This is a genomic window from Lacticaseibacillus saniviri JCM 17471 = DSM 24301, assembly GCF_001311785.1.
Classification (GTDB): Bacteria; Bacillota; Bacilli; order Lactobacillales; family Lactobacillaceae; genus Lacticaseibacillus; species Lacticaseibacillus saniviri.
Genome location: NZ_BBBX01000008.1, coordinates 1 through 24,139, shown reverse-complemented (window position 1 = coordinate 24,139; position 24,139 = coordinate 1). Strand labels below are relative to the sequence as shown.

22 protein-coding genes, 1 tRNA gene and 4 pseudogenes are annotated in these 24,139 nt (G+C 48.9%); 16 read left to right on the top strand and 11 right to left on the bottom strand.

The features are described from left to right. Positions 1 to 234: 234 nt before the first annotated feature. On the top strand, positions 235 to 948 hold the full coding sequence (locus JCM17471_RS13390) for a PH domain-containing protein (RefSeq protein ID WP_263849429.1): 714 nt from the start codon (positions 235 to 237) through the stop codon (positions 946 to 948). Between the two features lie 289 nt (positions 949 to 1,237). Here the strand turns inward: JCM17471_RS13390 and JCM17471_RS05565 are convergent, their stop codons facing one another. After that, on the bottom strand, positions 1,238 to 2,755 hold the full coding sequence (locus tag JCM17471_RS05565; RefSeq protein WP_054777133.1) for a CAP domain-containing protein: 1,518 nt from the start codon (positions 2,753 to 2,755) through the stop codon (positions 1,238 to 1,240). A gap of 78 nt (positions 2,756 to 2,833) precedes the next feature. Continuing rightward, positions 2,834 to 3,418 carry a class I SAM-dependent methyltransferase gene (locus JCM17471_RS05560; RefSeq protein ID WP_054777132.1) on the bottom strand — a complete coding sequence of 195 codons (585 nt, stop codon included), beginning with the start codon at positions 3,416 to 3,418 and terminating at the stop codon, positions 2,834 to 2,836. A 184-nt stretch (positions 3,419 to 3,602) separates the two neighbouring features. Here JCM17471_RS05560 and JCM17471_RS05555 point away from each other — a divergent pair. After that, positions 3,603 to 3,674 (top strand) — tRNA-Asn (locus JCM17471_RS05555). Between the two features lie 184 nt (positions 3,675 to 3,858). Here the strand turns inward: JCM17471_RS05555 and JCM17471_RS05550 are convergent. After that, complete coding sequence (locus JCM17471_RS05550) at positions 3,859 to 5,073, bottom strand: SLAP domain-containing protein (protein ID WP_054777131.1); 1,215 nt, start codon at positions 5,071 to 5,073, stop codon at positions 3,859 to 3,861. Further along, positions 5,070 to 5,681 (bottom strand): KxYKxGKxW signal peptide domain-containing protein, encoded by a 612-nt coding sequence (locus JCM17471_RS05545; RefSeq protein WP_054777130.1) that lies wholly within the window; start codon positions 5,679 to 5,681, stop codon positions 5,070 to 5,072. The genes JCM17471_RS05550 and JCM17471_RS05545 overlap by 4 nt, the downstream gene beginning before the upstream one ends. A 317-nt stretch (positions 5,682 to 5,998) precedes the next feature. Here JCM17471_RS05545 and JCM17471_RS05540 point away from each other — a divergent pair, with 317 nt between their 5' ends. The 3 genes and pseudogenes from JCM17471_RS05540 to JCM17471_RS05530 all read left to right on the top strand — a co-directional run bounded on the left by JCM17471_RS05540 (position 5,999) and on the right by JCM17471_RS05530 (position 8,006). Next, complete coding sequence (locus tag JCM17471_RS05540) at positions 5,999 to 7,201, top strand: serine hydrolase domain-containing protein (protein WP_054777129.1); 1,203 nt, start codon at positions 5,999 to 6,001, stop codon at positions 7,199 to 7,201. After that, positions 7,198 to 7,443 (top strand): hypothetical protein, encoded by a 246-nt coding sequence (locus JCM17471_RS05535; protein WP_054777128.1) that lies wholly within the window; start codon positions 7,198 to 7,200, stop codon positions 7,441 to 7,443. Before JCM17471_RS05540 ends, JCM17471_RS05535 begins: the two co-directional genes overlap by 4 nt. 27 nt (positions 7,444 to 7,470) lie before the next feature. Further along, positions 7,471 to 8,006, top strand: a pseudogene (locus JCM17471_RS05530) (biotin transporter BioY). Positions 8,007 to 8,323: 317 nt separating this feature from the next. Here JCM17471_RS05530 and JCM17471_RS05525 read toward each other — a convergent pair. The 3 genes and pseudogenes from JCM17471_RS05525 to JCM17471_RS05515 all read right to left on the bottom strand — a co-directional run bounded on the left by JCM17471_RS05525 (position 8,324) and on the right by JCM17471_RS05515 (position 10,117). After that, positions 8,324 to 8,689, bottom strand: a complete 366-nt coding sequence (locus JCM17471_RS05525; RefSeq protein WP_054777127.1) for a hypothetical protein — start codon at positions 8,687 to 8,689, stop codon at positions 8,324 to 8,326. A gap of 80 nt (positions 8,690 to 8,769) precedes the next feature. Next, positions 8,770 to 9,560: pseudogene (locus JCM17471_RS05520) on the bottom strand (tyrosine-protein phosphatase). Positions 9,561 to 9,727: 167 nt separating this feature from the next. Beyond that, on the bottom strand, positions 9,728 to 10,117 hold the full coding sequence (locus tag JCM17471_RS05515) for a helix-turn-helix domain-containing protein (RefSeq protein WP_054777126.1): 390 nt from the start codon (positions 10,115 to 10,117) through the stop codon (positions 9,728 to 9,730). A 318-nt stretch (positions 10,118 to 10,435) separates the two neighbouring features. Here JCM17471_RS05515 and JCM17471_RS05510 point away from each other — a divergent pair, with 318 nt between their 5' ends. Both JCM17471_RS05510 and JCM17471_RS05505 read left to right on the top strand, forming a co-directional pair. Next, positions 10,436 to 10,882: a universal stress protein gene (locus tag JCM17471_RS05510; protein ID WP_054777125.1), complete on the top strand. Its 447-nt coding sequence runs from the start codon at positions 10,436 to 10,438 to the stop codon at positions 10,880 to 10,882. Between the two features lie 401 nt (positions 10,883 to 11,283). Then, positions 11,284 to 11,890, top strand: a pseudogene (locus JCM17471_RS05505) (DNA-3-methyladenine glycosylase I). 211 nt (positions 11,891 to 12,101) lie between these two features. Here the strand turns inward: JCM17471_RS05505 and JCM17471_RS14440 are convergent. After that, positions 12,102 to 12,269: a hypothetical protein gene (locus tag JCM17471_RS14440; RefSeq protein WP_162208360.1), complete on the bottom strand. Its 168-nt coding sequence runs from the start codon at positions 12,267 to 12,269 to the stop codon at positions 12,102 to 12,104. A 208-nt stretch (positions 12,270 to 12,477) separates the two neighbouring features. Between JCM17471_RS14440 and JCM17471_RS05500 the strand changes: the two are divergent. Beyond that, positions 12,478 to 12,965 (top strand): annotated as a pseudogene (locus JCM17471_RS05500) (hypothetical protein). On the opposite strand, the gene JCM17471_RS05495 reads toward JCM17471_RS05500, so the two are convergent. After that, positions 12,962 to 13,207: a hypothetical protein gene (locus tag JCM17471_RS05495; RefSeq protein WP_054777124.1), complete on the bottom strand. Its 246-nt coding sequence runs from the start codon at positions 13,205 to 13,207 to the stop codon at positions 12,962 to 12,964. The pseudogene JCM17471_RS05500 and the gene JCM17471_RS05495 overlap by 4 nt on opposite strands. Before the next feature lie 175 nt (positions 13,208 to 13,382). Between JCM17471_RS05495 and JCM17471_RS05490 the strand changes: the two genes are divergently transcribed. The 3 genes from JCM17471_RS05490 to JCM17471_RS05480 are packed head-to-tail and all read left to right on the top strand — an operon-like array spanning position 13,383 to position 14,544. Beyond that, positions 13,383 to 13,907 carry a GNAT family N-acetyltransferase gene (locus JCM17471_RS05490; RefSeq protein ID WP_054777123.1) on the top strand — a complete coding sequence of 175 codons (525 nt, stop codon included), beginning with the start codon at positions 13,383 to 13,385 and terminating at the stop codon, positions 13,905 to 13,907. Next, positions 13,904 to 14,203 (top strand): GNAT family N-acetyltransferase, encoded by a 300-nt coding sequence (locus tag JCM17471_RS05485; protein ID WP_054777122.1) that lies wholly within the window; start codon positions 13,904 to 13,906, stop codon positions 14,201 to 14,203. The genes JCM17471_RS05490 and JCM17471_RS05485 overlap by 4 nt, the downstream gene beginning before the upstream one ends. Beyond that, positions 14,158 to 14,544, top strand: coding sequence for a sterol carrier protein domain-containing protein (locus tag JCM17471_RS05480; protein ID WP_162208361.1), 387 nt, complete (start codon positions 14,158 to 14,160; stop codon positions 14,542 to 14,544). The genes JCM17471_RS05485 and JCM17471_RS05480 overlap by 46 nt, the downstream gene beginning before the upstream one ends. A 55-nt stretch (positions 14,545 to 14,599) precedes the next feature. Here JCM17471_RS05480 and JCM17471_RS05475 read toward each other — a convergent pair whose 3' ends face one another. Further along, on the bottom strand, positions 14,600 to 15,319 hold the full coding sequence (locus JCM17471_RS05475; RefSeq protein WP_054777180.1) for an SDR family oxidoreductase: 720 nt from the start codon (positions 15,317 to 15,319) through the stop codon (positions 14,600 to 14,602). A 168-nt stretch (positions 15,320 to 15,487) separates the two neighbouring features. Then, a complete protein-coding gene (gene add, locus JCM17471_RS05470; RefSeq protein WP_054777120.1) occupies positions 15,488 to 16,498 on the bottom strand; it encodes an adenosine deaminase in 1,011 nt (336 codons plus the stop codon). A 231-nt stretch (positions 16,499 to 16,729) separates the two neighbouring features. Between add and JCM17471_RS05465 the strand changes: the two genes are divergently transcribed. From JCM17471_RS05465 to cydC, 5 genes are all read left to right on the top strand, one after another. Continuing rightward, on the top strand, positions 16,730 to 18,031 hold the full coding sequence (locus JCM17471_RS05465) for a pyrimidine-nucleoside phosphorylase (protein ID WP_054777119.1): 1,302 nt from the start codon (positions 16,730 to 16,732) through the stop codon (positions 18,029 to 18,031). A gap of 79 nt (positions 18,032 to 18,110) precedes the next feature. Continuing rightward, complete coding sequence (locus tag JCM17471_RS05460; protein ID WP_147661017.1) at positions 18,111 to 19,547, top strand: cytochrome ubiquinol oxidase subunit I; 1,437 nt, start codon at positions 18,111 to 18,113, stop codon at positions 19,545 to 19,547. Continuing rightward, positions 19,544 to 20,548: a cytochrome d ubiquinol oxidase subunit II gene (gene cydB / locus JCM17471_RS05455; protein WP_054777117.1), complete on the top strand. Its 1,005-nt coding sequence runs from the start codon at positions 19,544 to 19,546 to the stop codon at positions 20,546 to 20,548. Before JCM17471_RS05460 ends, cydB begins: the two co-directional genes overlap by 4 nt. A 3-nt stretch (positions 20,549 to 20,551) precedes the next feature. Further along, positions 20,552 to 22,273: a thiol reductant ABC exporter subunit CydD gene (gene cydD / locus JCM17471_RS05450; RefSeq protein WP_054777116.1), complete on the top strand. Its 1,722-nt coding sequence runs from the start codon at positions 20,552 to 20,554 to the stop codon at positions 22,271 to 22,273. Beyond that, complete coding sequence (gene cydC / locus JCM17471_RS05445; protein WP_054777115.1) at positions 22,266 to 23,987, top strand: thiol reductant ABC exporter subunit CydC; 1,722 nt, start codon at positions 22,266 to 22,268, stop codon at positions 23,985 to 23,987. Before cydD ends, cydC begins: the two co-directional genes overlap by 8 nt. Positions 23,988 to 24,139: the final 152 nt, after the last annotated feature.

Here is a 24,139-nt window from a genome sequence, read left to right as displayed (position 1 = left end):
TCTCAATCAGTATGCTTGGACCAGTCTCGGTGTGATTCCTATTCTATTAGGGGCACTCTGGTTGTTTGGCCGGTTGGATGATCTATTGCCCAAGGCTTGGATTCGCCAGGCCCAGAATCAGCTGCTGACGTTGGGAATCTTTTTGATTGTCGGCCTAGTGATGCTGTTTCTTATTTTGGGATTAGTCGTGTCCTATCTGAATCAGTTGCAAAATACTATCGCTTCAGTCTGTCGGTGCAATCAGGAAAATTGGTCACGGAACGTGGCTTTTTCCAGCGCAATCAAGTCAGTGTGGCACCGGACCGCATTCAGGCACTGCGTTTCAATCAAAACATCATTCGACAATGGCTACACTTGTTCACGGTTCAAGCGCTCACGGCATCAAAAGCGGCGGATGATCAGGCCAACAGTAATCTGGTGATGATTCCGGTGCTCAAGGAGAACCGCTTATTGCAGACGGTGCAGCCATTTGTGAATTGGTCACCCGTTGCCTATCCTGAGGCAACCAAGGTGCCAAGCAGCACGTACTGGCGATACAGTCGCAATATGATGCTTGGGAATGGCATTTTTGTCGCTATCATCCTTTTCATTGTGCGACAATGGACATCGCCACTCTGGTGGAGCCTTGCAGTCATTTGGTTACTCGTCGTGGCGCTACAGGGCTTGTATGCGGCACGTCAGGGTGCAATCGGATTTAATCAACAATTGTTGGTCGCTCAAGTCGGACACGCATTTGGCCGCTCACGGTATGTGGTGCCACGCAACAAGGTGCAATCGCTAGTTTTGCAACAGCCAATTTTGTTGCGTCACACCTTAGTGCACGTCGTCATTAATGTCCGGCACGGCAATAGCAATCAAGAAATCACGATCAAATATCTGCCAAAATCAGTTGGTAAGCTGGTGTGGCAATGGTACGCGCCATCATTACCCAATCCAATGGTTGATTGAAGCAAAAAAAGGAACCGCGAGACATAAACTCGTGGTTCCTTTTTTGGTCTAAACGTGCTCCAAGCCCCAACAATCTCCGCCTAACTCACTTTTCGCTCATGGCATAAACCGCCATGTTGCTCAAAGTCCGTTAGTGCTCGATTTTTAAACGGGCCTTGTCGCAACATAAACGCGCTCAACCACACTGCCTGTTCCGCCTAACAAAAACAAGCGGTAATTGCATAAATCGCAATTTACCGCTTGTTCCGTTAGTGCTCACAACCAAACCGTGTGGGTTCGCGCTCTGTATCTATTTCAAATAGCTGCCGTCCATCCACTGATTACCACCCAAGTTGTACCAGGTGTGGTTATTGACAGTGACGGTCTTGAATGTCTTCCAACGCGTCCCCGTCTTGAGTGTTTTGCCGGTGGCCCGCTTATTGAAGTAAGGGCTGTTCCATACGGCAATCCCGTATCCAGGCGCGTAGTTGACGGTTTTGGCACCGGCTGCCGCAGCACTCCCTGTTTGGAGATAGGTGCCATCGATCCAGGTCCCATCACTCAGCTTGTACCAGTAAGTACCAGCGCTGTAGTTGCGTCCAACATATTTGACGGTACTGCCGGACTTCAACTTGCTGACCATTTTACGGCCGTTACCTGGTTGATTCCAAGTCGCGATGCTGTAGTTTGAGACATATTTGATTGTGCCACTACCACTTGTCCATGTATCGACTTGCTTGTTAGATGTTGTGGTCCCCGTGGTGTTGCCCTGGGTCACATTGAACAGCTTGAAGCTATAGGTATAACCATTTGGATACTGGCTGCCTAAGCCCTTGATAGTGACGGTGTATTGGTTGCCGGCAGTGAGCGTGACATTCTTTGGAATGAAGGTGATGACCGCATCATAGCCACCGAAGAACCCTTGATTGTAGTTGCCGACTTGGGCGCCGGACCCAACTTTACCGGTCGTGTCATTCTTAATTGTGACACTCAGGCCTGTTGTTGGAATGCTTTCACCAGAGGCAAAATAAGCAGACCACGGAATTGGATTGTTATAGGTCGCGCGCTGGGTGAGTTCTTCGATTGGAAAGACGCCGTTACCGGGGTAGGTCACGATGTTCTTGGTTGGGGTGCGGGTATAATCACTCGGATTGATAATTGATTGGTTGGCAAACCGCCAGCCGTTACTACCAATCGCCACCCCGATCCCAAAGGCAGATAAGCGTGATGACAGCATCCAAGCACGATGCCCAGTATCGTTACTCCCATTGAGATTGAAATTATCAGCGATTAACGCGCTGATTGTGTCGCTCGGGGAATCCTGTCCATAATGGAAGTAGAGATTACTTGAGCTAGTCGTGTCCTTTGCGGCGGACCAAGTCGAGGCAGGCACATAATAAGGCTTTGATGCGTTATTCAAACCGTGTTGATCCAAGTTTGGATTCACTTGTGCAGCCGCCATGGAGGCTGCGGCAATCTGAGACTTCTTATTGAGATAGTCAGTAGCCGGTACCGCGGTTAAACCCGCGATTTCACGGAAATAATTCATCCAATCCACTGATGCATCCACGTACTGAGGTTTGATTTTACCTGCGGAGAAGGGATAGTCAAAGCGTGGTGGTTCGGCGTACAGATCATCATAGGGATAAACGGTCTGATCCAACTGCGAATAAGTCTTTTTGATGGCAGCGATTTGAGCGAGATCCTTTTGTGAGAAAACCGTGGTTGCGGCATACACAGGCGTTGCTGTCGATGTATTGTTGACCACTGCAATCCCAGCAGATAGGCTCATTAAGACCAGGGCAGAAGCGGTAATAAATTTCTTCATAGTAAAATCCTCCTAAGCGTGAGAAGCGCGGATGCATCAGTCACTTCTTACGGATATTGTGGCACAGTGGAAAGGGAACTAGTGATAGCTGCGAATTCGACGTTGAGCACTTAATAAGAAGTGAAGCTGTTGATTTTGATTCAAGCGTGTATCGTGAATCTGATACCAGCGATTGATGACGAGCTGATCGCTGACGAGTTGTTGTAATTGTAGGCGTTCATCTGTTGCGGGTATCTCAGTCGATGTATTCACTGTCACCAGCATTTGACCGCTTGGGGTCAGTCGCTTACTGAGAGCCTCGGTTGCTTGATGAAACTCGGGGTTCAGCGCATCGAATGTGCCTAACACGTAATCATAAGTACCGGTGATCCGGTCTAGCGCGTGGTCGGGCATGATGCGATAGCGCAAACGATCAGAGCTCGCCGTCTTGCGGGAAGCGGTGATATTGCTAGGCAGATCATCAATGCCTAAGACAGCAATGGCACCATGATTCACAGCGTAGCGGCAGAACCAGCCATCGCCGGAATGAATCGCAAGGACGCGCCGACCATTGAAATCAGGGACCAACTTAGCGAGTGCTTGCCAAAGGGGCTGGGTGTTCCCAGTCGCTGTTGGTAAGCGCAAATCACCGGGCTGGTGCATTTTTGGATAAGGCTCATCCATAGTTTCCACAACCTTTCTATCATTCATTATAAGCTAACCAGGATAACAATGCATGGATTGACATTGGGTTTTTGATAACTCTTAGGATTGTGTGGCTGACGTAAAATAATTTGAATTAAATTAAAAAGGTGATTTTTGCTTGCAATGTTAATGGTTATATGAGAATATACTAACAACAAAACATTGCTCAGTAGTTCAGCGGTAGAATGTCTGACTGTTAATCAGAGGGTCGTTGGTTCGAATCCAACCTGAGCAGTTATCATAATCAAGTGAGGCAACAGGACGCGGGAATACGTGCTGTTGCCTCTTTTGTTGCTGGTAGAATGTTTTCGGAATCCTGCGCAAAAGTGACCTGTCCCCAAACCAATTGGTCTGGGGACAGGTCACTTTTTATTTGTTATTTCTATCAAATAATGATGAGAGTTGTTCAAGTTATGATGTTAATTAATATGCTTGAAGTTAACGTAGGCACTGTCAATCCATTGGTTGCCGCCGACGTTATAGAAGACGTGGCCGTTAGCACCTGTTGTTTTGGCGAACACTCGCCATGCTGAACCGGTCGTAAGGCGTTTGCCGTTGAAACGCGTGCCTTGAGGATTGTTCCAAACATTGATGCCGTAACCTTTGACATAGTTAATAGTCGCCACACCATGAATGGGTTGCACGTTTCCCAAAGTGATATCCGTGGCCTTAATCCATTGATTTGCGCCAACGTGATACCAGACTTGTCCGTCTGATGTGACGAGGGTTGAGCTGATTTTCCAAGCAGAACCGACCTTCAACACTTCGCCAGTTGTTTGACCGCCAATACCGGGCTTGGTGTAAACAGGAACACCAGCACCGCGAACAACTGTCCCGACGGTATTTAATGGGGTATTATGAACCGCCTTTGCATCCAAAATAACTGCGGCGGCCTTAATCCATTGGTTACCACCCAAGTTGTACCAGACAGTGCCATTGTTGTCCGTATAGACGCGATAGGCTTTCCAAGCAGAACCGGTTACTAATTGCTGGCTGCCTGGACGATCGTAAATTAGTGCATTACTGCCATTATTGTCAGTAGCGACAGTGGCCACGAGACCATGGAGCGGATTGCCGAGTTGGCTTGAATCTGATCCATCATTAGGATTGCTTGGCTTGTCGTTATGAGTGGGATTGCTTATGTTATTGTTGTTACCACCGGTACTTGGTAGATCTCCAGTGCTACCCCCGTCTCCGGTGTCAACGCCATTGCCCGTGTTGCCGCCATTATTACCATTGCCTGGATTGCTAGGCGTCGTCTTTTTAACGGTAATCTTGAGTGTTGAATCATTTGTGCCGAGATGAAGCGTTTGCCCGGGGACTAATTCGTAGCCGGCAGGAACATCGGCAGGTGTCACTGCGTCACCAAACTTGCCGGTGACATCTTTCCCAGCTTGAATCAGCGTGCCTTTGTTGTCCACGTACACAACTTTGTTAGTGACTGTGGCGGGCACAAGTTGGACGGATATGGTAGTGCCATCTGCACCGACTGTTAGGACTTGATTAGGCACCACCTTATAACCGATCGGAATATCGTCGGGGACGACCGAATCGCCGGGCTTGCCAGTGACATCTTTACCAGCAGCAATCACTTTGCCGGATGTTGCGTCGACATAGTTAATCTTATTTGTCACCTGTGCGATGATTTTTGTACTTCAACGGTCAGCACCGTGCCATCAGGGCCTAGTTTGAATGATTGGCCAGGCACGATAGTATAATCATCCGGTGCATCATTAGGGGTCACTGCTGTATCGTAAGTCCCTGAAATGTCCTTCCCAGTACCTACAATCTCACCAGATGCCACGTCCTCATAGTTGACCTTGTTAGTGACGGGAACAGGAATGACGGGAATCCAAACGAGCATCTGGCCGTATCTTTGTGTCACTTCGCCGTCGAGCGCATAACCAGGTGGCAGAAGTGGTTTTAGTTGTTCAGCATCGATAAGACTTGTTTGGATGCCCGTGACGTAAACTGGCTCACCAATCATTGTATTTGGGTGAATCGACTTCATATAAAACCCTATTTTGGTTTTGACGGGACCCCAATCTTGTGTTGACGTTGATGTTGTGGTGTCAGCGTGGACATTGTTTGCAGAAGCAGTTGCGAAAGAGAGTCCACTGGCCACAAGAGCCAAGGTCATCATGGATGTAGCCCAAAATTGACCCGATTTGTATTGCTTAAAGTGTTCCTTACTTTGGCTCGTGGCTCCATACTGTGCCATCTGATGCTTATTTTTTAACACTGGCAAGACCCCCCTAAAAATAATTGAAATCGGACATGCAGTCACTATGTTTTAGGTGGCTTGTCTGTGACGGTTTTCATTAATACGCTTCTCAGTATAAATAAAATGATTAGTGGTGCAAGAATTTGGTTTTAACAATCATTAAAACATCTCTTTGATGGTTAATAGCCTGTGATTTTAGAAATAGCATCAATATCGGGGATCAAACTTATTGGATGGTCATTTTGATACCTTTGCTAAATTGTTAGCAAACTGACATTAAGCAATCGTCATCCGGTGCTACAATGTGAGTATTCAGACAAAAAGGATGGGATATCATGACGTATCGGAGTGTCCTCGGAGCCGCTATCGGCGCGAGCATGCTGGTTGTGCCTGCGGTAACGACGCAAGCGGCAACTTTGGATTTTAACGTGGGTTATATTAACTATGTGGCGGGTTACGGGGTGGCGTTGTTCGACGCGCCCAATGGCAAGCCCATCGGTGATCGCAAACTCGCGCACGGCTCAAGCTGGAAGGTCACGGGACAAACCACAGTCAACGGCCAAACTTGGTACAACCTGGGCGGCAATCAGTGGGTGAGTGGCCAGTATTTGAAGTCGACACCGCCACTGCCAGAAACGCCGCTCAACACGGTGGGCACGGTTAATTATGTACCGGGATATAGTATTGCCATCTGGGACAGTTATCGGTCTGATCACCAGTTCACGGGTAAAAAGCTCGCGCACGGGACTTCTTGGCGGGTATACAAACAAGTGATCAATAACGGTGTGCCTTGGTACAATCTCGGTGGTAATCAGTGGATTGACGGTACCTATTTCCGTTTGCAAGCAGCGAACCAAATTGGCCAACGTGCGGACACTTTATTGAGTCAGGAAGGCTTCTCTGGGATGGCATTGGCGTACCAAAATGGCCAAATTGTTTTCCAACAAGCCTATGGACAAGCGAGTGCCAATACGGATAACACTCCAACCACATTGTATCCGGTGTATAGCATGCAAAAGCAATTCACTGCGGCCATCATTCAACAGCTCGTTGCTTCTGGTCAGTTGAGTTACGCACAGACGATGGATAAGTTTTATCCAGGTTTGCCGAACGCCAAGCAGGTGACGGTGCGTAATCTGATTACACACACATCAGGCTATGGCAACGGTGCCTCAAGTGGCAAAGTGCTAGACGAGACTAGTTCGATTCAATGGGTGACGAATCATATCAAATCGATTGGCAGTATCGGTACATATAACTATCAAGATGGTAATTACACGATTTTAGCGGGAATTATTGCGCAGATTACGAAATCGAGTTATGCCACACAGTTGAATCAACGCATCCTTCAACCACTGGGTCTGCATGGGGTAATCAGCAATACCTTGCCAAGTGGTGCGGCCAACCTGTACACTGGCAACTATCGACCGAACAAGTGCCATCAGTTTTACTCAGTGAACTTGTCGGGGCTGGTAATCTGTGGCTGGATGCCAATAGTATTTATCAGTTTGAAAAATCCTTGGATGGCACCTTATTGACGCATGCGCAATTTCTCGATATGAGTCAAACACCAGCCGGTTCGATTTACGCGGCTGGCATGTGGCACCCCACAGCGGGCGTTCGCCGGGTCCATGGCGCAGTCAGCCTGAGTGGTGGTAACAGTGACGCTTATTACTGGGGAAGCTTGAATGGCCAAAGCGGTGTGATTCTGGTCGGTAATAAGACGGACCAACTGAGTGGTGATCCGACTACGCAGGCGTTATATCAATATTTGAATTAGTGAGCTGCTGCACCTGATGGAGGGAAAATGATGCACACACGCGACTTAACACGAGCAGGACTGGGTCTTGCCTTACTCATCTGTTTAGCCTTTGTGCCACCAATTGCTGTTGGCTTTTTGGGTGTTCCCATTGTGCTACAAAATTTTGGCGTGATGCTACTCACGCGATTGTTAAAACCTAGACAGGCCACCGCCGTCATTGGGTTGCTTTTGGTTCTCGCGGCGCTCGGTCTACCATTTCTATCAGGCGGCCGCGGTGGGTTCGCCATTTTTGCCGGGCCGACTGCGGGTTTCATGTTTGGATGGTTATTGACGCCTGTGATGGTTTGGCTGTTTCAGCGGCTGTCACCAGCAAAAATTGGTGGCAGCGACTGTGGCCACTATTGATTGGTGGGGTGTTATTGCCTGAAATCATTGGCGGGGCTTGGCTGTCGCTTGTGACGCCGCTGACCCTGATGCCAGCGCTACTCAGCGTGGTGGTGTATCTGCCTGGTGATGCCATTAAGGCCGTACTGGCCAGCAGTATTGCTGATCAGCTGCAGCGTACCTCGCGTTTTAAATAATCGACACGCAAAAAGCTGTGATAAAACCACATCGGTTTTGTCACAGCTTTTTGAATTCTAGGATGAGTGGGACTAAACGCGCGCCAAGTCCCACCAATCTCCGTCTAGCCACTTTTCACTCGTGCCATGACTGGCACCACGCTCAAAGTTTGCTAGTACTCGATTGCTGAACGGGACTTGTCGCGCTCTAAACGCGTTCACCCACACTGCCTGTTCCGCCTAACAAAAACTAGCGGCAATTGCACAAATCGCAATTCACCGCCAGTTCCGTTAGTGCTCACAGCCAAACCGTGTGGATTCGCGCTCTGTCGCGCTCTCTAATCCACAAAAATCAGCTGATATTCATGCTTATCGAGATCGATGTTAATCGAAATGTGGCGATTAAGGTCGGCCACAATATTGCGCGCAAAGGCCATCTTATCTTCGAAGTCAGTCAATTTTGCGGTAAAGGCGACCTTGTCGAAGTCATAATTTTCCGCGATAAAAGCGGCATCGGTCACAAAGCGCAGATTGTTTTCATCATGACGTGAGCCCGCACGCAGCACTGTATCGATGTAATGATAGAGTTCCGATGGGGTGTAATGGAGTGGGGCGGTCAGTTGTGTTGTGATGGCATAGTTTGGTGAGTCATCCGCCATTTCGGTGTTGAGGGTAACTTGTGTCAGTCCTTGATATAATTTCACTGCAAAGCACATCCTTTCAAAATGCGGTTGATACTCAAAGTCTATAACCGAGATCAGTTCCTTGTAAAGCCAAACGCCTGCTACGCTTCGAGATATAAGCGCCGCAAGTCTTGCTGTTGCGAGTCGCTTAACTTGAGCTCGTCCTTCAGGTAGTTGGCCATGTTGCCGTATTCACTCGTGATTGTTTGCAAGGCACTATCGAGATAAGCTCCGTTGACGGTCCACAAATCAGTCATGCTCTGCGCCAAGTTGTCGTTACCACCGCTTTGCCGGACGTGTTTCAACATCTCTTCGAGTGGTTCTTGAATGTAGCGGTTAGCGGCCAGATAGTCCTGCCGAATGGTTGCGGGGTCAACATCGAGTGCGCTAAGCAGATAGACGGCGCCCATGCCGGTGCGATCCTTACCCGCTGAACAGTGGAACAACAAGGCATCGTGATCGGCTTCGTTTGCAAGCAATAGATCAAAGAAAGTGCGATAGGCTTTTTTGGAGCTATCCAAATTGACCAGATCGCGATAGGTTGTCACCATGTTCTCAAACCCAGCCTGTGGATCACTGGAGAACTTCTCTTGGAGATTCTCAGGCTTGGTACTATTCTTGGTTTCATCGGTTGGGAAGACTGGCACAAATGATAATCGACACCTGTTGGAACACGGTCTGGTTCTTTCAGTTGTTCTTCGGGTGACCGAAAATCAACATCTGTCTTCAACCCATAATTCACCAAGTAGGCCTGATCACGGTCGGACAGGAGATCGAGCTTGGCTGAGCGGATGACTTTGTGGGAGCGAATGGTTTGGCCGGCTTTAGTTTGATAGCCACCGAGATCGCGAAAATTGAAGCCGTGATGAATGTTCAAAAGTTTTGGTTCCAAAATGTAGCCCTGCTGCACAGCAAAGTCGTGTGCAGACTTCCTTTCTGAGTTTACTTATTTCCTTCTATAATCGTAACATTCGAGGTCATGAATTGCGACAGCCACTCGTTGGTCAGTGGTGTTTTTTGCGCAAACAAAAAAGCCACCAATCGGGGTGACTTTAAAGTTTATTCCGCACGGTTGACAATCATTCCGGAAATGAAAGCAGAAATCATTGCCTTGGCCGTCGCTGATAGAGGTTTATCGTTATATGATAAAACAGTATCGTTATCGAAGATGTCTTCGACGCGGATGGTCTTAATCTTCGCTTCTTCGAGCTTTTCGGCTTGGAGTGGTGCATATTTATCGGGGTATGCCAAGGCGAGAAGTTCGAGCGGATCAATATTGTAGTATTCAGCTAACTTGCGAATACTGCGTTCACTAGGAACGGTTTGGTCATTTTCCCACTTCGTGAAGCTAGCGGGTGAGGTATGTGTTGCTTTTGCGACGTCAACGATTGATTCGCCGCGGTTCTTGCGAATCTGGCGCATTGCGCTACCAACAGCTTGAGCCATTATTGTTCACCACATTTCTAATTATTCGTGTATCAAGAGAATTTTCGGCACACTGATACAAAGCTTAATTTAACCACATTCAGCATAAATTGCAACTGATAACAGGAAAAATGACTGATTTTTATCGATATAAAAAACTGCAGCCTTGAGAATGCCATTGCACGCCAACAAATCACGCAAAACATAGATAATAACTAGCGAGTAGTGGTATAAAGTGGTCTCATTTACTTGTCATTTAATTACCTTATCTTGCAAATTCAAAACTTGTTTGTTGCGCTGAGAGCCGTATGCTTAACATATATAGACAAGGGATGTGATTTCATGGATCAAGAATATGAACGCTTACTTATTCCAGTTGATGGCTCAAAAGAATCAGAACTAGCATTTGAAAAGGCAGTCAAGGTGGCGCTGGCTAACCACGCGCACCTAGATATTTTGAATGTGCTCGATACCAAGCAATTTATTGGTAGTTACGGTGGCATGATTTCTGGCGACGCTGTCTATCAACTCACAGAGGATGCACAAGATTACCTCACTGGGTTGCAAGACAAGGCTGCTTCAGAAGGATTAACTGACACTGCGATTCACGTTCGGTTCGGGAATCCTAAGACAGTTATCGCAACAGACTTCCCACATGATCACAAGAACGACTTGATCATGATTGGCGCAACAGGGCTGAATGCCGTTGAACGTGTCTTGGTGGGCTCCGTCACTGAATACGTTAACCGGACAGCACCTTGTGATGTGTTGATTGTGAAGACAAAGTAACAAGAGCGCGACAAGTCCCGGTCAGCAATCGAGTACTAGCAGACTTTGAGCGTGGTGCCAGTCATGGCACGAGTGAAAAGTGGCTAGACGGAGATTGCTGGGACTTGGAGCGCGTTTAGAGCGCGAACCCACACGGTTTGGCTGTGAGCACTAACGGAACTAGCGCTAAATTGCGAATTGTGCAATTGGCGCTAGTTTTTGTTAGGCGGAACAGACAGTGTGGGTGAACGCATTTATGTTGGGCCTTGGAGCGCGTTTATACAATTTCCAATATAAAAGTGCAGTGACACATATTAAGTGTCGTTGCGCTTTTTATTTGGCCTCTTGGTAAGAGAAGAGACAGATTGTCATCTTTTCTCACTAAGATGGCGTAATCTATAGGTAATAACGGAGGTGTCACCATGGCAGATGAAACTGAGAAGCTCACGGAAAACATCGAACATCACGAATCGAAGCAGGCTAAGTGGTGGGGGAACTTATCACCAGAGCTGAAAGACTATCACGATCATGAATGGGGCGTTCCCAAGCACGATGATCGCGAGTTGTTTGAATTGTTGAGCATGGAGACCTATCAAGCGGGGCTGAATTGGCGTACCGTTTTACAGAAACGCAATGCTTTCAATCAGGCGTTTTACAATTACAACGTGGCAAAGGTTGCAGCAATGATGCCAGATGACATCGACCGGTTGATGCAAAATCCGGCGCTGATTCGCAATTATCGCAAGTTAGCGGCAACCGTCACTAATGCACAGGCTGTGATTAAGGTCCAACAAGAATTCGGTAGTTTTGACCACTATCTGTGGCAATTCGTGGATTTTAAGCCGATTGTGAATCAGCCGGAATCACCTGATGCGATTCCAACCCAGACTGAATTGTCGGTGAAGCTGGCCGCAGATATGAAGAAACGCGGCTTCAAGTTTTGTGGGACCGGTGACCATCTACAGTTACTTGCAGGGAGCTGGGCTGATTGATGACCATCTCAAGGGTTGGCACAGAGAACAAGTTTAATTGCTATTGCAACAAAAATCAGCGATACAACATGATGTTGTATCGCTGATTTTTTGTGCTCACAGCCAAACCGTGTGGCTTCGCACTCTAAACGTGTTCCAAGTCCCAAAAATCTCCGTCTAACTCGCTTTTCGTACATGGCACAATCCGCCATGTACATCAAAGCCTGTTAGTACTCGACTGCTGACCGGGACTTGTCACACTCTGTTTTTTAGCTCGCTTTTTGAACGTTAAGAAGATTGGGTAACTTAACTTGGTGCTGTTGTGGCAGTAATGCGAGAATATAGCCATTCTTGACACGCAAGCGGTACGTTCGCTTGGTTTGAAGCTTCATTGGCTGACCGCGATAATCAAAAATCGGTAACATCGTCGTTGACATGACCATTCCCCCTTTGATTGTGATTCTGCGCGAGATAGTGGTTCGACCGCGGATGCGTCTCATCGGTTGCGGCTCCCATCTATCCAAAGACAATTATACACTTATTTTTGTAAGATAAAACAATGCGCTTCACGAATTAGACTGGTCGCACCACTATGAAAAATGCTACAATGGGGCGAAAAGTCATGAAACTGGAGGACATTTTGATATGGATCAGTTCGGAATCAGTCAATTAGCCGATTGGTTGGAAGAAAAAACCAGGCGATTTTAGATAAGCAGACCAAACTCGACTTGGCAACCGTTTTGGAAGCTATCGATTACTTAGCAGTATTAGATCAACCTGCAAAGCAATACTTAAATCAAACCCAAGCGACTTACTACAAGTCCGAATCGGACCACAAGCTGAACCTGCCTGACGATAAGGCGCCATTGATGGCAACCCAAGATCGTATTATGGTGAACCATGTTGATGGGCAAGTGAATGAAGATGAAATCAAGTTTACCTACAATCACGAACCTGTTTTTGAACCTAAGTATAGTGCCAAGAAGGACTTAAACTTGTTGAAGTACGGCTTGGAAGTGATTGGTGCTGCTGCTTCAACGGGTCACACAGACATCGTGAAGCAGGCATTATCTAAGGATGCTGTTCTGTCCTTATTGCTGGCTGCCAATCAATTGGTAGCTTGGCAAGCTTAACTTTCGACCGGCATGGTAGCCAGCCAGTCAGTGGCGACAAGTTGATGCCATTGTTTGGATACTGGAATCCACAACTGAGCTTTCAAAATCGCGCGCATTGATTCCCAAAAGAGGGGATCTTTGCGCTGTTTTTGATTGGTCTGAATCAAAATCTGGTGACCGGATTCCGTTTCGGCAGTGATGTTGGGATATTGAATGGCAGTAAGCTGTGCAGTAAGAATATCACTAGTATTGAGTAACATGAGGCATCAACCTTTCTTTATGATGATTCCATCTTATCCAGCAAATCGGATCATTGGCGGAAGAAAATGTGACGATACTCCGATGATTTGTTAATGAATTAATTAAGTCATGAAACCACTTTCACCACTGCGCTTATTGGTCTATACTAATAATAACGATGAATAGGAGGTCATTATGACAACTCGACAACTCACGGCACAAGACGAGGCTGAACTCTATGCACTCGCACGATATGCGTTCAATCTGCCCAGCACGCCGAATCGCGATCAGGCGTTTCAATCGCTCTATGATCACTCTGCGGCATTTGGGACAGGTGAGCCATTAGATAGTGGCTTTCTTTCGACCAAATTTGATGTGAACTTCCATGGCACCACCTATGCCATGCGCGGGATTGGGTATGTGGCAAGCTATCCAGAAGCTTCCGGTAAAGGCAGTATCGGGCAATTGATGACGGCGGCGTTTGATGAGATGCAACAACATAAGGTGACGGTATCCTACCTCGCACCATTTTCATCGACCTTTTATCGGCGCTTTGGCTATGAGGATGCGTTCACGATGACAACACATACGATTGCGGCTCGAGACTTTCCGCGGATTGCGAAGAGCCCAGCGACAGTTGTACGGACACCATTTGCGGATGCGATTCCCGCGATGAGTGCCATTTATGCGAATCAATCAGCAACCAAAAAGGCGGCGTGATTCGCGAAGACTGGTGGTGGGACAATATTCGCGTGCATCGGCCTCAGTATGAAGTGGCTTTGGCTTATTTGAATGATGCCGTAAGCGGCTATATCATCTATTCGCGCAACTATCCGACGCTGACGGTGCACGAGAGTTTCGCCAATGATGTGGCGAGTCTTCGGGCTTTGTGGCGCTTCATTGGTGCCCATCAAACGGCATTTGAGGATTTTAGTATCCAAACGGCTGACCCGGAACTGCAATATGATTTGTGCCCGAAGCGCGGCACCTCAAAACGACCATTGCACCTTATATGATGGCGCGCATTGTGGATGTTGCCGACTTCTTGAATCGCTATCCTTATCAAATCGATGCCTTGGCACCTGTGATTCTCGAGATTACGGATGATAATATCGTGGCTAACAATGGTAAGTGGCAGCTCGCTATTGCGGATGGCCAAGGCCAGATGGCGCGGGTGAGTGATGAAACGCCGAGCGATATTCAATTGCGCCAGGAACAACTGGTGCAAGCCAGTTTCGGTGTACGCTCGCTGCAACAATTGGCAGCACTGGAACGAGTTAGCGGTGAAGCTTCAGCAATCGCCCAACTGAGTGCAGCATTTAAACACGAACGCAGCCAGTTGTATGACTATTTCTAAACAGTAATCAAAAAATCCCTGACAAACACAATTGTTTGTCGGGGATTTTTTGCTATTACCAAGGAACGATGCCGTCGACATCTGAAAAAGTGCCATTGACTGTATTGTCTGGTTGAAGTGCGAGTTCGACGGTGCGGGCCACGCCTTCTTCAATTGTCTTAGGACCACCACCAACAGCTGAATCTGTGGCCACCCAGCCAGGATTGACGGCATTCACTGTAATGCGCGTATCCTTCAATTCATTAGCGAGATCGATCGTGAACATATTAACGGCCGCTTTGGAGGCTTGATAACCAAAAGAAGGGTGTTGATATACACTGCTGGTAGGGTCAGAAGCAATGGTGAGCGACCCCACAGCACTAGAGATATTCAGAATTTTGGCGCTAGTGGATTGCCGCAACAGTGGCAACATGTGTTGAGTAACGGAAACGAGGCCGAAGAAGTTGACATCAAAATCACCACGGATTTTGTCGAGTGCCAACGTGGATGGCTTTTCCCAATTGTCCAATGTGAGACCAGCGTTGTTAATCAAAATATCGAGGCTGCCAAACTTTGACGCGATTGTCTGTTGTGCGGCTACGATACTTGCGTCATCGGTGACATCAATCAAAATAAGATCAGCGTTAATCTTTTGTTCCCGCAAGGCGTCAACTGCGGCCATACCGCGTTCTTGATTACGCGCGCCGACCAAAACATGCTGGCCATTTTCACCCAATTCTTTGGCAAGCTCAAAGCCCATGCCGCGATCTGCGCCAGTAATTAAAGTTGTTGTCATTGTTTTTCTCTTTTCTTTTGTGGTTTTCTTGGAATCATGTGGGTTAGCAGCATAAACGCGCTCCAATCCCCAACAATCTCCGTCTAACTCGCTTTTCGCACATGGCGCAGACCACCATGTCCTTCAAAGCCTGTTAGTACTCGATTGCTAACCGGGGTTTGTCGCGCTCTATTCATATTCCTTCATCAATCGTTCGCGCAGTGTGGTCTTGTTGGCCTCATCGATGAAAGCTGCATCCACCGCGTTTAGATTGAAACGTAAGAAGTCCGCTTTGGTTGTCCCAAAGAGCTGCTGAAATTGCCAGTACTCACGAGTGAGAGTGGTGTGTGACACCGTGCGGTTATCTGTGTTGATGGTGATTTTTGCGCCCGCTTGTTTGAGGGCTTGGTAAGGAAACTCACTGAGATTGTGGGCCGCTTTGGTCTGCAGGTTGCTGGTCAGACAGAGCTCAACAGTTGTGCCCGTTTGGACAATCTGGTCAATCAATGCGGGTTGGTCGAAGCTCGCGGTGGCGTGGCCGATGCGGCGGATACCGAGCGCAATCGCATCGGCAATATTTTGTGCGCAGTGACATTCACCGGCGTGGAAGGTTAATGGAATATGTAGCTGTTGCGCGGTTTGAATCGCTTCGGTTACGGATGCCGTGGGGAAATCAATTTCATTTCCGGCAAAATCGGCCGATCCGACACCGCGCCCCACGAAGGGCTGTGTTTCTTTGAAAATTGCCTCAGTCACGGCCTGCGGTGATTGGCGCATGCCACATACCAAGATGTTTGCCTGAATATCGAATGCGTCCATGGCCCGTTTGGTGCCGGCCAAAACGGCTTCAATGGTGGCTGTTGCGGTCATGCCTTGGTCCATTGACAATTCAGGGGCGAAGCGCACTTCGATGTAACGTACATTTTCTTCAGCGGCTTGCACAATCACGTCATAAGCGGCTAATTCAAGTGCTTCCGGTGTTTGGAGGAGTGGGCGAATGAAATCAAACGTCTTGAGATAGTCACCAAGGGATTCAACGTCCGGTGGCGCCGTAACCAAGTGACGCAAGGCCTCATCGGTTTCTGGAATCGCGATGTCTGCGAGTGCGGCCAATCGGCGAACGGCAGACAGCGACAAGGAACCGTCGAGATGACAGTGGAGTTCGGTTTTGCTCAAGCGATGCAGTTCAGTTTCATTCAAAATGAAAGCCCCCTTTTCGATTGAGTTTAGCACAGAGTTGTTCATGATTGGTTAAGAATTTGGTGATGGTTTTTATGGGGATAGATGAGACCGTCACCTGATTTATTTTGCATTCACTCATTCAGGCCAGCAAACGGCTGAATTCAAGCCGGAATACTGTTACAATACAGATGTACAGGCTTTCTTTTACCACCACGAATATAATAATAAAAGGAAATTGAGGGTGATTTGATGCGAATGGTCGATTTGATTACCAAAAAGCGCGACGGACAAACACTGACACAGGAAGAAATCGAATGGATGATTGATAACTACGTCAGCGATGCCATTCCCGATTATCAGATGAGTGCCATGTTGATGGCCATCTATTTTAATGGCATGGAAGATACCGAACAGGCACAGTTGGCCTTTGCGATGTTGCACTCAGGGGATGTCTTGAACCTGGACCAGATTCCGGGGATTAAGGTCGACAAACACAGTACCGGTGGTGTTGGCGACAAGATTAGCATACCGCTGGCACCACTTGTCGCTAGTTTGGGCGTGCCCATTCCAATGATCAGCGGTCGTGGTTTGGGGCATACCGGTGGGACGCTCGATAAGTTGGAGAGTATTCCCGGCTTTAACGTCAACCTCAGCGAGAAAGAGTTTGTCGATCTGGTGCAAGAACACGGCGAGGCGATTGTTTCAGCCAGCGGTGATATGGCACCGGCAGACCGCCGCATCTATGCGCTACGGGATGTGACCGGCACGGTGGAATCCATTCCATTGATTGCGAGTTCCATCATGAGTAAGAAGATTGCATCGGGTACGAATGCATTGGTGTTTGACGTGAAGGTCGGTAATGGGGCGTTCATGAAGACCGAAGAAGATGCGACCAAGCTTGCCGAGGCGCTGGTTTCAATTGGTAAGCAGGCCAACGTTAATAGTGTGGCGCTATTGACGGATATGAGCCAACCGCTGGGTATCACAATTGGGAACAGTCTCGAAATCGCGGAATCCATCGCGATTTTGCGCAATCAGGGACCAAAAGATGTTCGCGACCTCACGATTAAACTCGCGGCCCAGATGCTGGTATTGGGGCAAAAAGCACCGAGTCTTGAAGTTGCGATCGGATTGGCCGAAGATGCCCTGCGCGATGGTCGCGCCCTGAAGAAGTTCAAACAACTGATTCAGGATCAGGGCGGTGATCCAGCTGTGGTCGATAATCCAAAATTGTTGCCACAAGCGCAGTATAAGATTGCGGTCAAAGCGCCACGTGCCGGCTATGTGGTTGGCATCGACACCAATGCACTGGGTGTGGCCGTGATGCAACTGGGCGGCGGCCGGGCCAAGAAGGATGCGGCGCTCGATTTGGCTGTGGGCTTAGTCTTACACAAGAAACTGGGGACACCGGTTTCTGAAGGGGACACCTTGGCAATGATTCACGCGAACCAAGAAGATGTGAGTGCCATCGCGGCTCAGGTGCAGCAAGCGTATACCATCGACAGCAATGTACCTGTGGTGCCGCCATTAATTCACAAAGTAATTCGTTGATTGAAGCCCTTTTCATTGGGACTGTGTGCGATTTAATCGTATACTATGGGGGTTAATAGATTTTGGAGGCGATATCATGATAATGGGAGCAATCGACGTCTTGTCACTCGCACGATTCCAATTCGCGATGACAACCGTCTTTCACTTCTTCTTCGTGCCGTTTTCAATCGGGATGGCGTTACTCACCGCGATTATGGAAACGATGTACGTTGTGAAGAAGGATGACCAGTATCTCAAAATGGCAAAGTTTTGGGGCAAGATCTTCTTGCTGAGCTTTGCTGTTGGGGTGGTTACGGGTCTTATTCAAGAATTCCAGTTCGGGATGAACTGGTCTAATTATTCACGATTCATGGGTGATATTTTCGGTGCGCCACTGGCCATCGAAGCGTTACTGGCATTCTTCATGGAGTCCACATTTATCGGTTTGTGGATGTTCACCTGGGATCGATTCAAGCCGGCATTGCACGCAGCAATGATCTGGTTGGTTTGGCTAGGGACAACCTTATCCGCCATCTGGATTCTTTCCGCGAATGCCTTCATGCAACATCCAACCGGGTTTGCGATTAATCAAACCACGGGGCGTGTGAAGTTGGTCGACTTTGGTGCCGTGATTGGTAATCCGCAGTTGTGGGTTGAATTTCCGCACGTGATTTTTGGTGCGTTCACCACGGCCGGCTTCGCATTAGCCGGGATGGCCGCATGGCGCTTACTGAAAAAAGACCACGTGGACTTCTACACTAAGTCACTACGCGTTGGCCTGATTGTTGGTTTGATTTCCGTTGTTGCTGCGATGGGGATGGGGGATTTACAGACCCAATTCATCATCAAGGACCAACCAATGAAGTTTGCGGCAACTGAAGGGATTTATAAAGATACCGGTGATCCGGCATCTTGGGCGGTTGTTGAATTGATCGACACCGACAAGCACGAGGTCAAAGACAATATCGAAATTCCTTATCTGCTGAGTTTGCTCTCTTATCACCGCCTGAACGGTAGTGTTAAGGGGATGAATACCGCCAACAAGGAACTGCATGCCAAGTATGATAAGCAGTTCGGTAAGGATATGAATTATTACGTGCCTGCCAAGACCTTGTTCTGGAGTTTCCGGGTCATGGCCGGTGGCGGGATGCTGCTCGCATTGATTGCGGTGCTCGGCCTGTGGTTCTCACGGCCAAAGAAGAACACCTTGCTCAAGCAGCGCTGGTTGCTCTACGTGATGGGTGTGGCGACCTTCTTGCCATTCATCATTAATTCAGCCGGTTGGTTTGTCACCGAGCTGGGTCGCTATCCTTGGACGGTCTACGGCTTGTACACCATTGCCGATGCGATTTCCCCAACGACGACGGCGGGTCAGTTGTGGTTCACTAATATCGTCTACTTCTTATTATTCAGCCTGCTGGGTGGCGTGATGGTCTACTACTCACGTCAAACACTGCGTAAGGGTCCCGATGCCGATCTTGAAACAGATTACGGCACCACCACGGATCCATTTGCAAAGGAGGCGTTTAGCAAATGACGTTCTTACAACTCTTATGGTTTATCATTTTGGCCGTGCTGTTCATCGGCTTCTTCTTCCTTGAAGGCTTTGACTTTGGGGTCGGTTTGGCCACACGCTTGTTGGCTAAAAATGAATCCGAACGCGACCAATTGATTGCAACAATCGGGCCACACTGGGACGGTAACGAGGTTTGGCTGGTAACAGCTGGCGGGGCCATGTTTGCCTCTTATGCGATCTGGTATGCGAGTCTGTTCTCAGGTTTTTACATCCTGTTCTTCTTGGTTCTGGTCGGCTTGATTCTGCGCGGTGTGTCATTTGAATTTTCTGCCAATGCCGAAACACCACGCGGTCGCTCAATCTGGCGTTGGGCACTCTTTATCGGTAGCTTGATGGCACCATTCATCTTAGGCATGATTTTTACCGCCATCATCCAACCACTGCCAATCGATAAAGCGGGCAACGTGTTCCCAACCTTGTATGACCAACTCAATCCATTGACGATTGTTGGGGGTGTGGCCGTTGTCTTGATGATGTACATCCACGGCTTGAACTTCATTCGGTTGAAGACGGTTGGCGCGCTGCGTGAACGGGCACGGCAACAGAATCAAAAGTTGATCTACCTGTTATACGCTGGGCTGGTTGTCTTTGCAGCATTAGTTGCATGGCGCACGGACTTCTTCAGCGCTCGGCCAATCTCAACCATTTTGATTGTGATTTTGCTGGTTGCAACAACTGCCGTGAGTCAATACGGCATCATTAAGGATCGCGAGTTGCTCTCCTTTATCGCTAGCGGCGTGGATTTGGCTTTGGTCATCGTTTTGATTTTTAATGGCCTGTTCCCACGCGTCATGATTGCGACAGATGCGAGTCACTCGATTTTGATTCAAAATGCATCCGCAAGTCCATTAACATTGACGATTATGACCGGCGTGACGGCTGTCTTATTGCCGATCGCGCTTGCATACTTCATTTGGAGCTACACAGTCTTTCATAAACGGGTCCAACCACGGGAAGGATAACTCATGCTTGATAAACAACTTTTCCGGTTGTCAGGTATCCGTCAAGTGATGATGATGCTTGCAGGGCTAACGCTTCTGCAAGCATTTGTTGTTTTAGGCCAAGGTTATTTTCTGGCCATTGCCATCACCAACTCTTGGCAGCGACAGCCCTTTAGCGCCATTGTGAGTCCGCTCATCGCGTTCATCATCTGTTACGCGTTGCGCCAGCTGCTCAACTGGAGCAAGGAGACGCTGGCCGATCATTTCGCTGCGAACCAGAGTCAGGCGTTGCAGCAACAATTGCTGGAGCGACTCTATTTACTGGGACCACGCGCGGTGGCGCAATCCGGTACCGGTAAAATGGTCACATTGGCACTTGATGGGATTCCTGAAACCAAAAACTATTTGCAATTAATTTTGATCAAAGCCCTCAACCTCAGTATTATTCCCTGGGTATTGGTGGTCTTTGTGTTGTTCTTGAATTTACGCGCCGGCATTATTTTGATTCTGATGTTTCCCATTATTATCTTATTCATGGTGATTCTGGGTCTCGCCGCCAAAACCACGGCGGAGACGCAGTACGCGGGCTTCGAGCAGATGAGCAATCACTTCATCGACTCATTGCGCGGGTTGCGCACGCTGCAACTGGTAGGGAAGAGCCGCCAGTACGCCAAGAATGTGTTTGCGGTGTCTGAAACCTATCGCAAGCAAACCATGGCTGTCTTGCGCATTGCCAATCTGTCGAGCTTTGCCTTGGATTTCTTCACGACGCTGTCGATTGCGGTGGTTGCTGTTTTCCTCGGGCTCGACTTATTGAACGGCAAGATTCTGTTACTGCCCGCGATGGCGACACTGATTCTAGCACCAGAATATTTCACCCCACTGCGAGAATTCGGGAGTGATTACCACGCGACACTTGATGGCAAAAATGCGATGAACGCGGTTTTTGAGGTGCTCGATCAGTCAGTAAATCAGGCACAAGAGGCACTCACATTGCCGGAGTGGCAGGCGGATAGTGATCTCACACTGACAGATGTCAATCTCGCTTACAATGAGCAAGCCGGCTTGTCGGTGGATCACATCGATCTGCACGGCTATCAAAAGGTGGCCATTGTTGGTCCAAGCGGCGCGGGTAAGTCTACATTGCTCAGTCTCATCGGCGGCTTTCTTGCACCTCAGAGTGGCACGATTGACGTGTTGGGTCACACACTGCCCCATCTCGGGCAACCCGCTTGGCAACAACAGGTCAGTTACATTCCGCAGCATCCCTATATTTTTGCGGCGAGTGTCGGCGATAATATCCGGTTCTATCAACCCAATGCGGATGACGCCGCCGTGCAAGCGGCCGTTAATGCGGCTGGATTGACTAGCTGGTTAGCCACGTTGCCAGATGGCCTGCAAACACGAATCGGTGAGGGGGGTCGCGGTATCAGTGGCGGCCAAGCGCAACGGATTGCGCTGGCGCGGACTTTGTTGGATTCCCAACGGCGCGTGTGGCTGTTCGATGAACCCACTGCGCACTTGGATATCGAAACCGAAGCGGAACTCAAGCAAACCATGGTGCCGCTGTTTGATCAGCACCTCGTGATCTTTGCGACGCACCGCCTGCACTGGCTCAATCAAATGGATTGGGTGATTGTGGTGGCGGATGGCCGCGTGACCATGCAGGGCAAGCCAGCAGAATTGGCACAAGATCCGGAGTATCAACAGTTGATGACCAAATTGCGAGGTGACTTTGATGTTTAAACACGATCAATGGGTGCGTCCCGATTTGGCGCGCTATAAGCGTTTGGTATGGACGTCACTGTCGCTGGGTATCTTGACCTTCATGTGTGCCGGCGCCTTGATGTTCACATCGGGCTACCTCATCAGTAAGAGTGCGACGATGCCCGTCTTTGCGGCCATCTACGTCCCGGTTGTTTTGACCCGTGGCTTTGGGATTGGCCGCCCAGTCTTTCAATATCTGGAGCGATTGACCAGCCATGACTGGGTGTTACGGATTACCAGTCATCTGCGCCAGAAACTCTATGCCGTGTTGGCAACCGATGCTGCTTTTGTTCAGGAACATCAGCAAACCGGTGCCGTACTCGGTGCACTATCAGATGACATTGGCCACTTACAAAATCTATACTTACGGACCATTTTTCCGACCATCGTGGCAGCCGGCGTGACCTTGATTTTCACGCTGATGGTCGGCTGGTTCGACTGGTTGTTTGCGCTTTGGGTGCTTTTCTTATTACTCTTACAGATGATTCTGGTGCCCGTGTGGAGCTACTTCGTCGAACGTTCCCGGCAAAAGCAGCAACAAGCCTTAAATAAAACCGCCTACGTCACATTGACGGACGGTGTGTTGGGTTTGAATGACTGGGTGATTGGCCAACAGCGCGATCGCTTCATGACCACGATGACCAAAGCCACCAGCGAATTGGCGGCATCGACCAGCAAGAGTGACCGCTTTAAGCGTGGCCGGAATCTGATTGGTCAACTCCTGTTCGGGCTCGTTGCGGTGAGTCTGATTGTCTGGACGAATGATTACTGGACGCAGACCGCTGGCATGGCCAACTGGGTGGCGGCCTTTGTTCTGGTCCTTTTCCCACTCAACCAAGCGTACAGTGGTTTGGGCCAGGCAGCGGGTGACTTGCCACGGTATTCGGCTAGTTTGGTGCATCTCAATAGCATGCACGAGGTGACACGCGACTTGCCTGAACAGCTGTCATTGCCGACATCATTTGAGACACTGCAGTTAAAACAAGTCAGTTTTCATTACGACGCGGATGATGCGCTGCGGCTCAACAATATCGATCTGACGCTGCACGCCCATGAGCACATCGCGTTGCTGGGGCCCAGTGGCATGGGCAAAACCACACTGCTGCAACTGTTGCTCGGTGACCTCGCGCCAACCAGTGGTGATGTCCTGGTCAATAATCAATCGGTGATGCACTATCAAGCCCACCGCGCGCAATTATTTGCGGTGATGGACCAGCAACCGTTCTTGTTCCAAACAACCATCGCAAACAATGTGCGGCTGGGGAATGAAGATGCAACGGATGAAGAGATTCGGCAGGCACTGGATGCGGTGCAATTGGGCCGCTTAATTGACCGGTTACCGCAAGGCATCAATACCTTAATGTCCGAAGCCGGATTTGGTTTCTCTGGTGGGGAACAACAGCGTTTGGCGTTAGCACGCATCCTGCTGCAAGATGCCCCTATTGTGTTGCTCGATGAGCCAACCGTGGGACTCGATCCAGAAACCGAGCAGGCGCTGATCGATACGATTTTCTCGGCATTAGCGGATCGAACTATTTTATGGATTACACATCACTTGCAGGGCGTCGGTAAAATGGATCGGGTGCTGTTCCTGGAAGATGGCGACATCACGATGGACGGCACACCGCAGCACTTAGCAGCTACTAACACACGTTACCAGCAGCTGTATGCGTTGGATCGCGGCGATATGTAAGGAGAGAAGAGTGTAACACCACACGTCTTGGCTGTGAGCACTAACGAAACTAGCGCAGTAATTGCGGTTTGTGCAATTGGCGCTAGTTGGGTTAGGCGGAACAGACAGTGTGGTGGCGCACGTTTAGGACGTAAAAGTCGCGTACGAGCAGA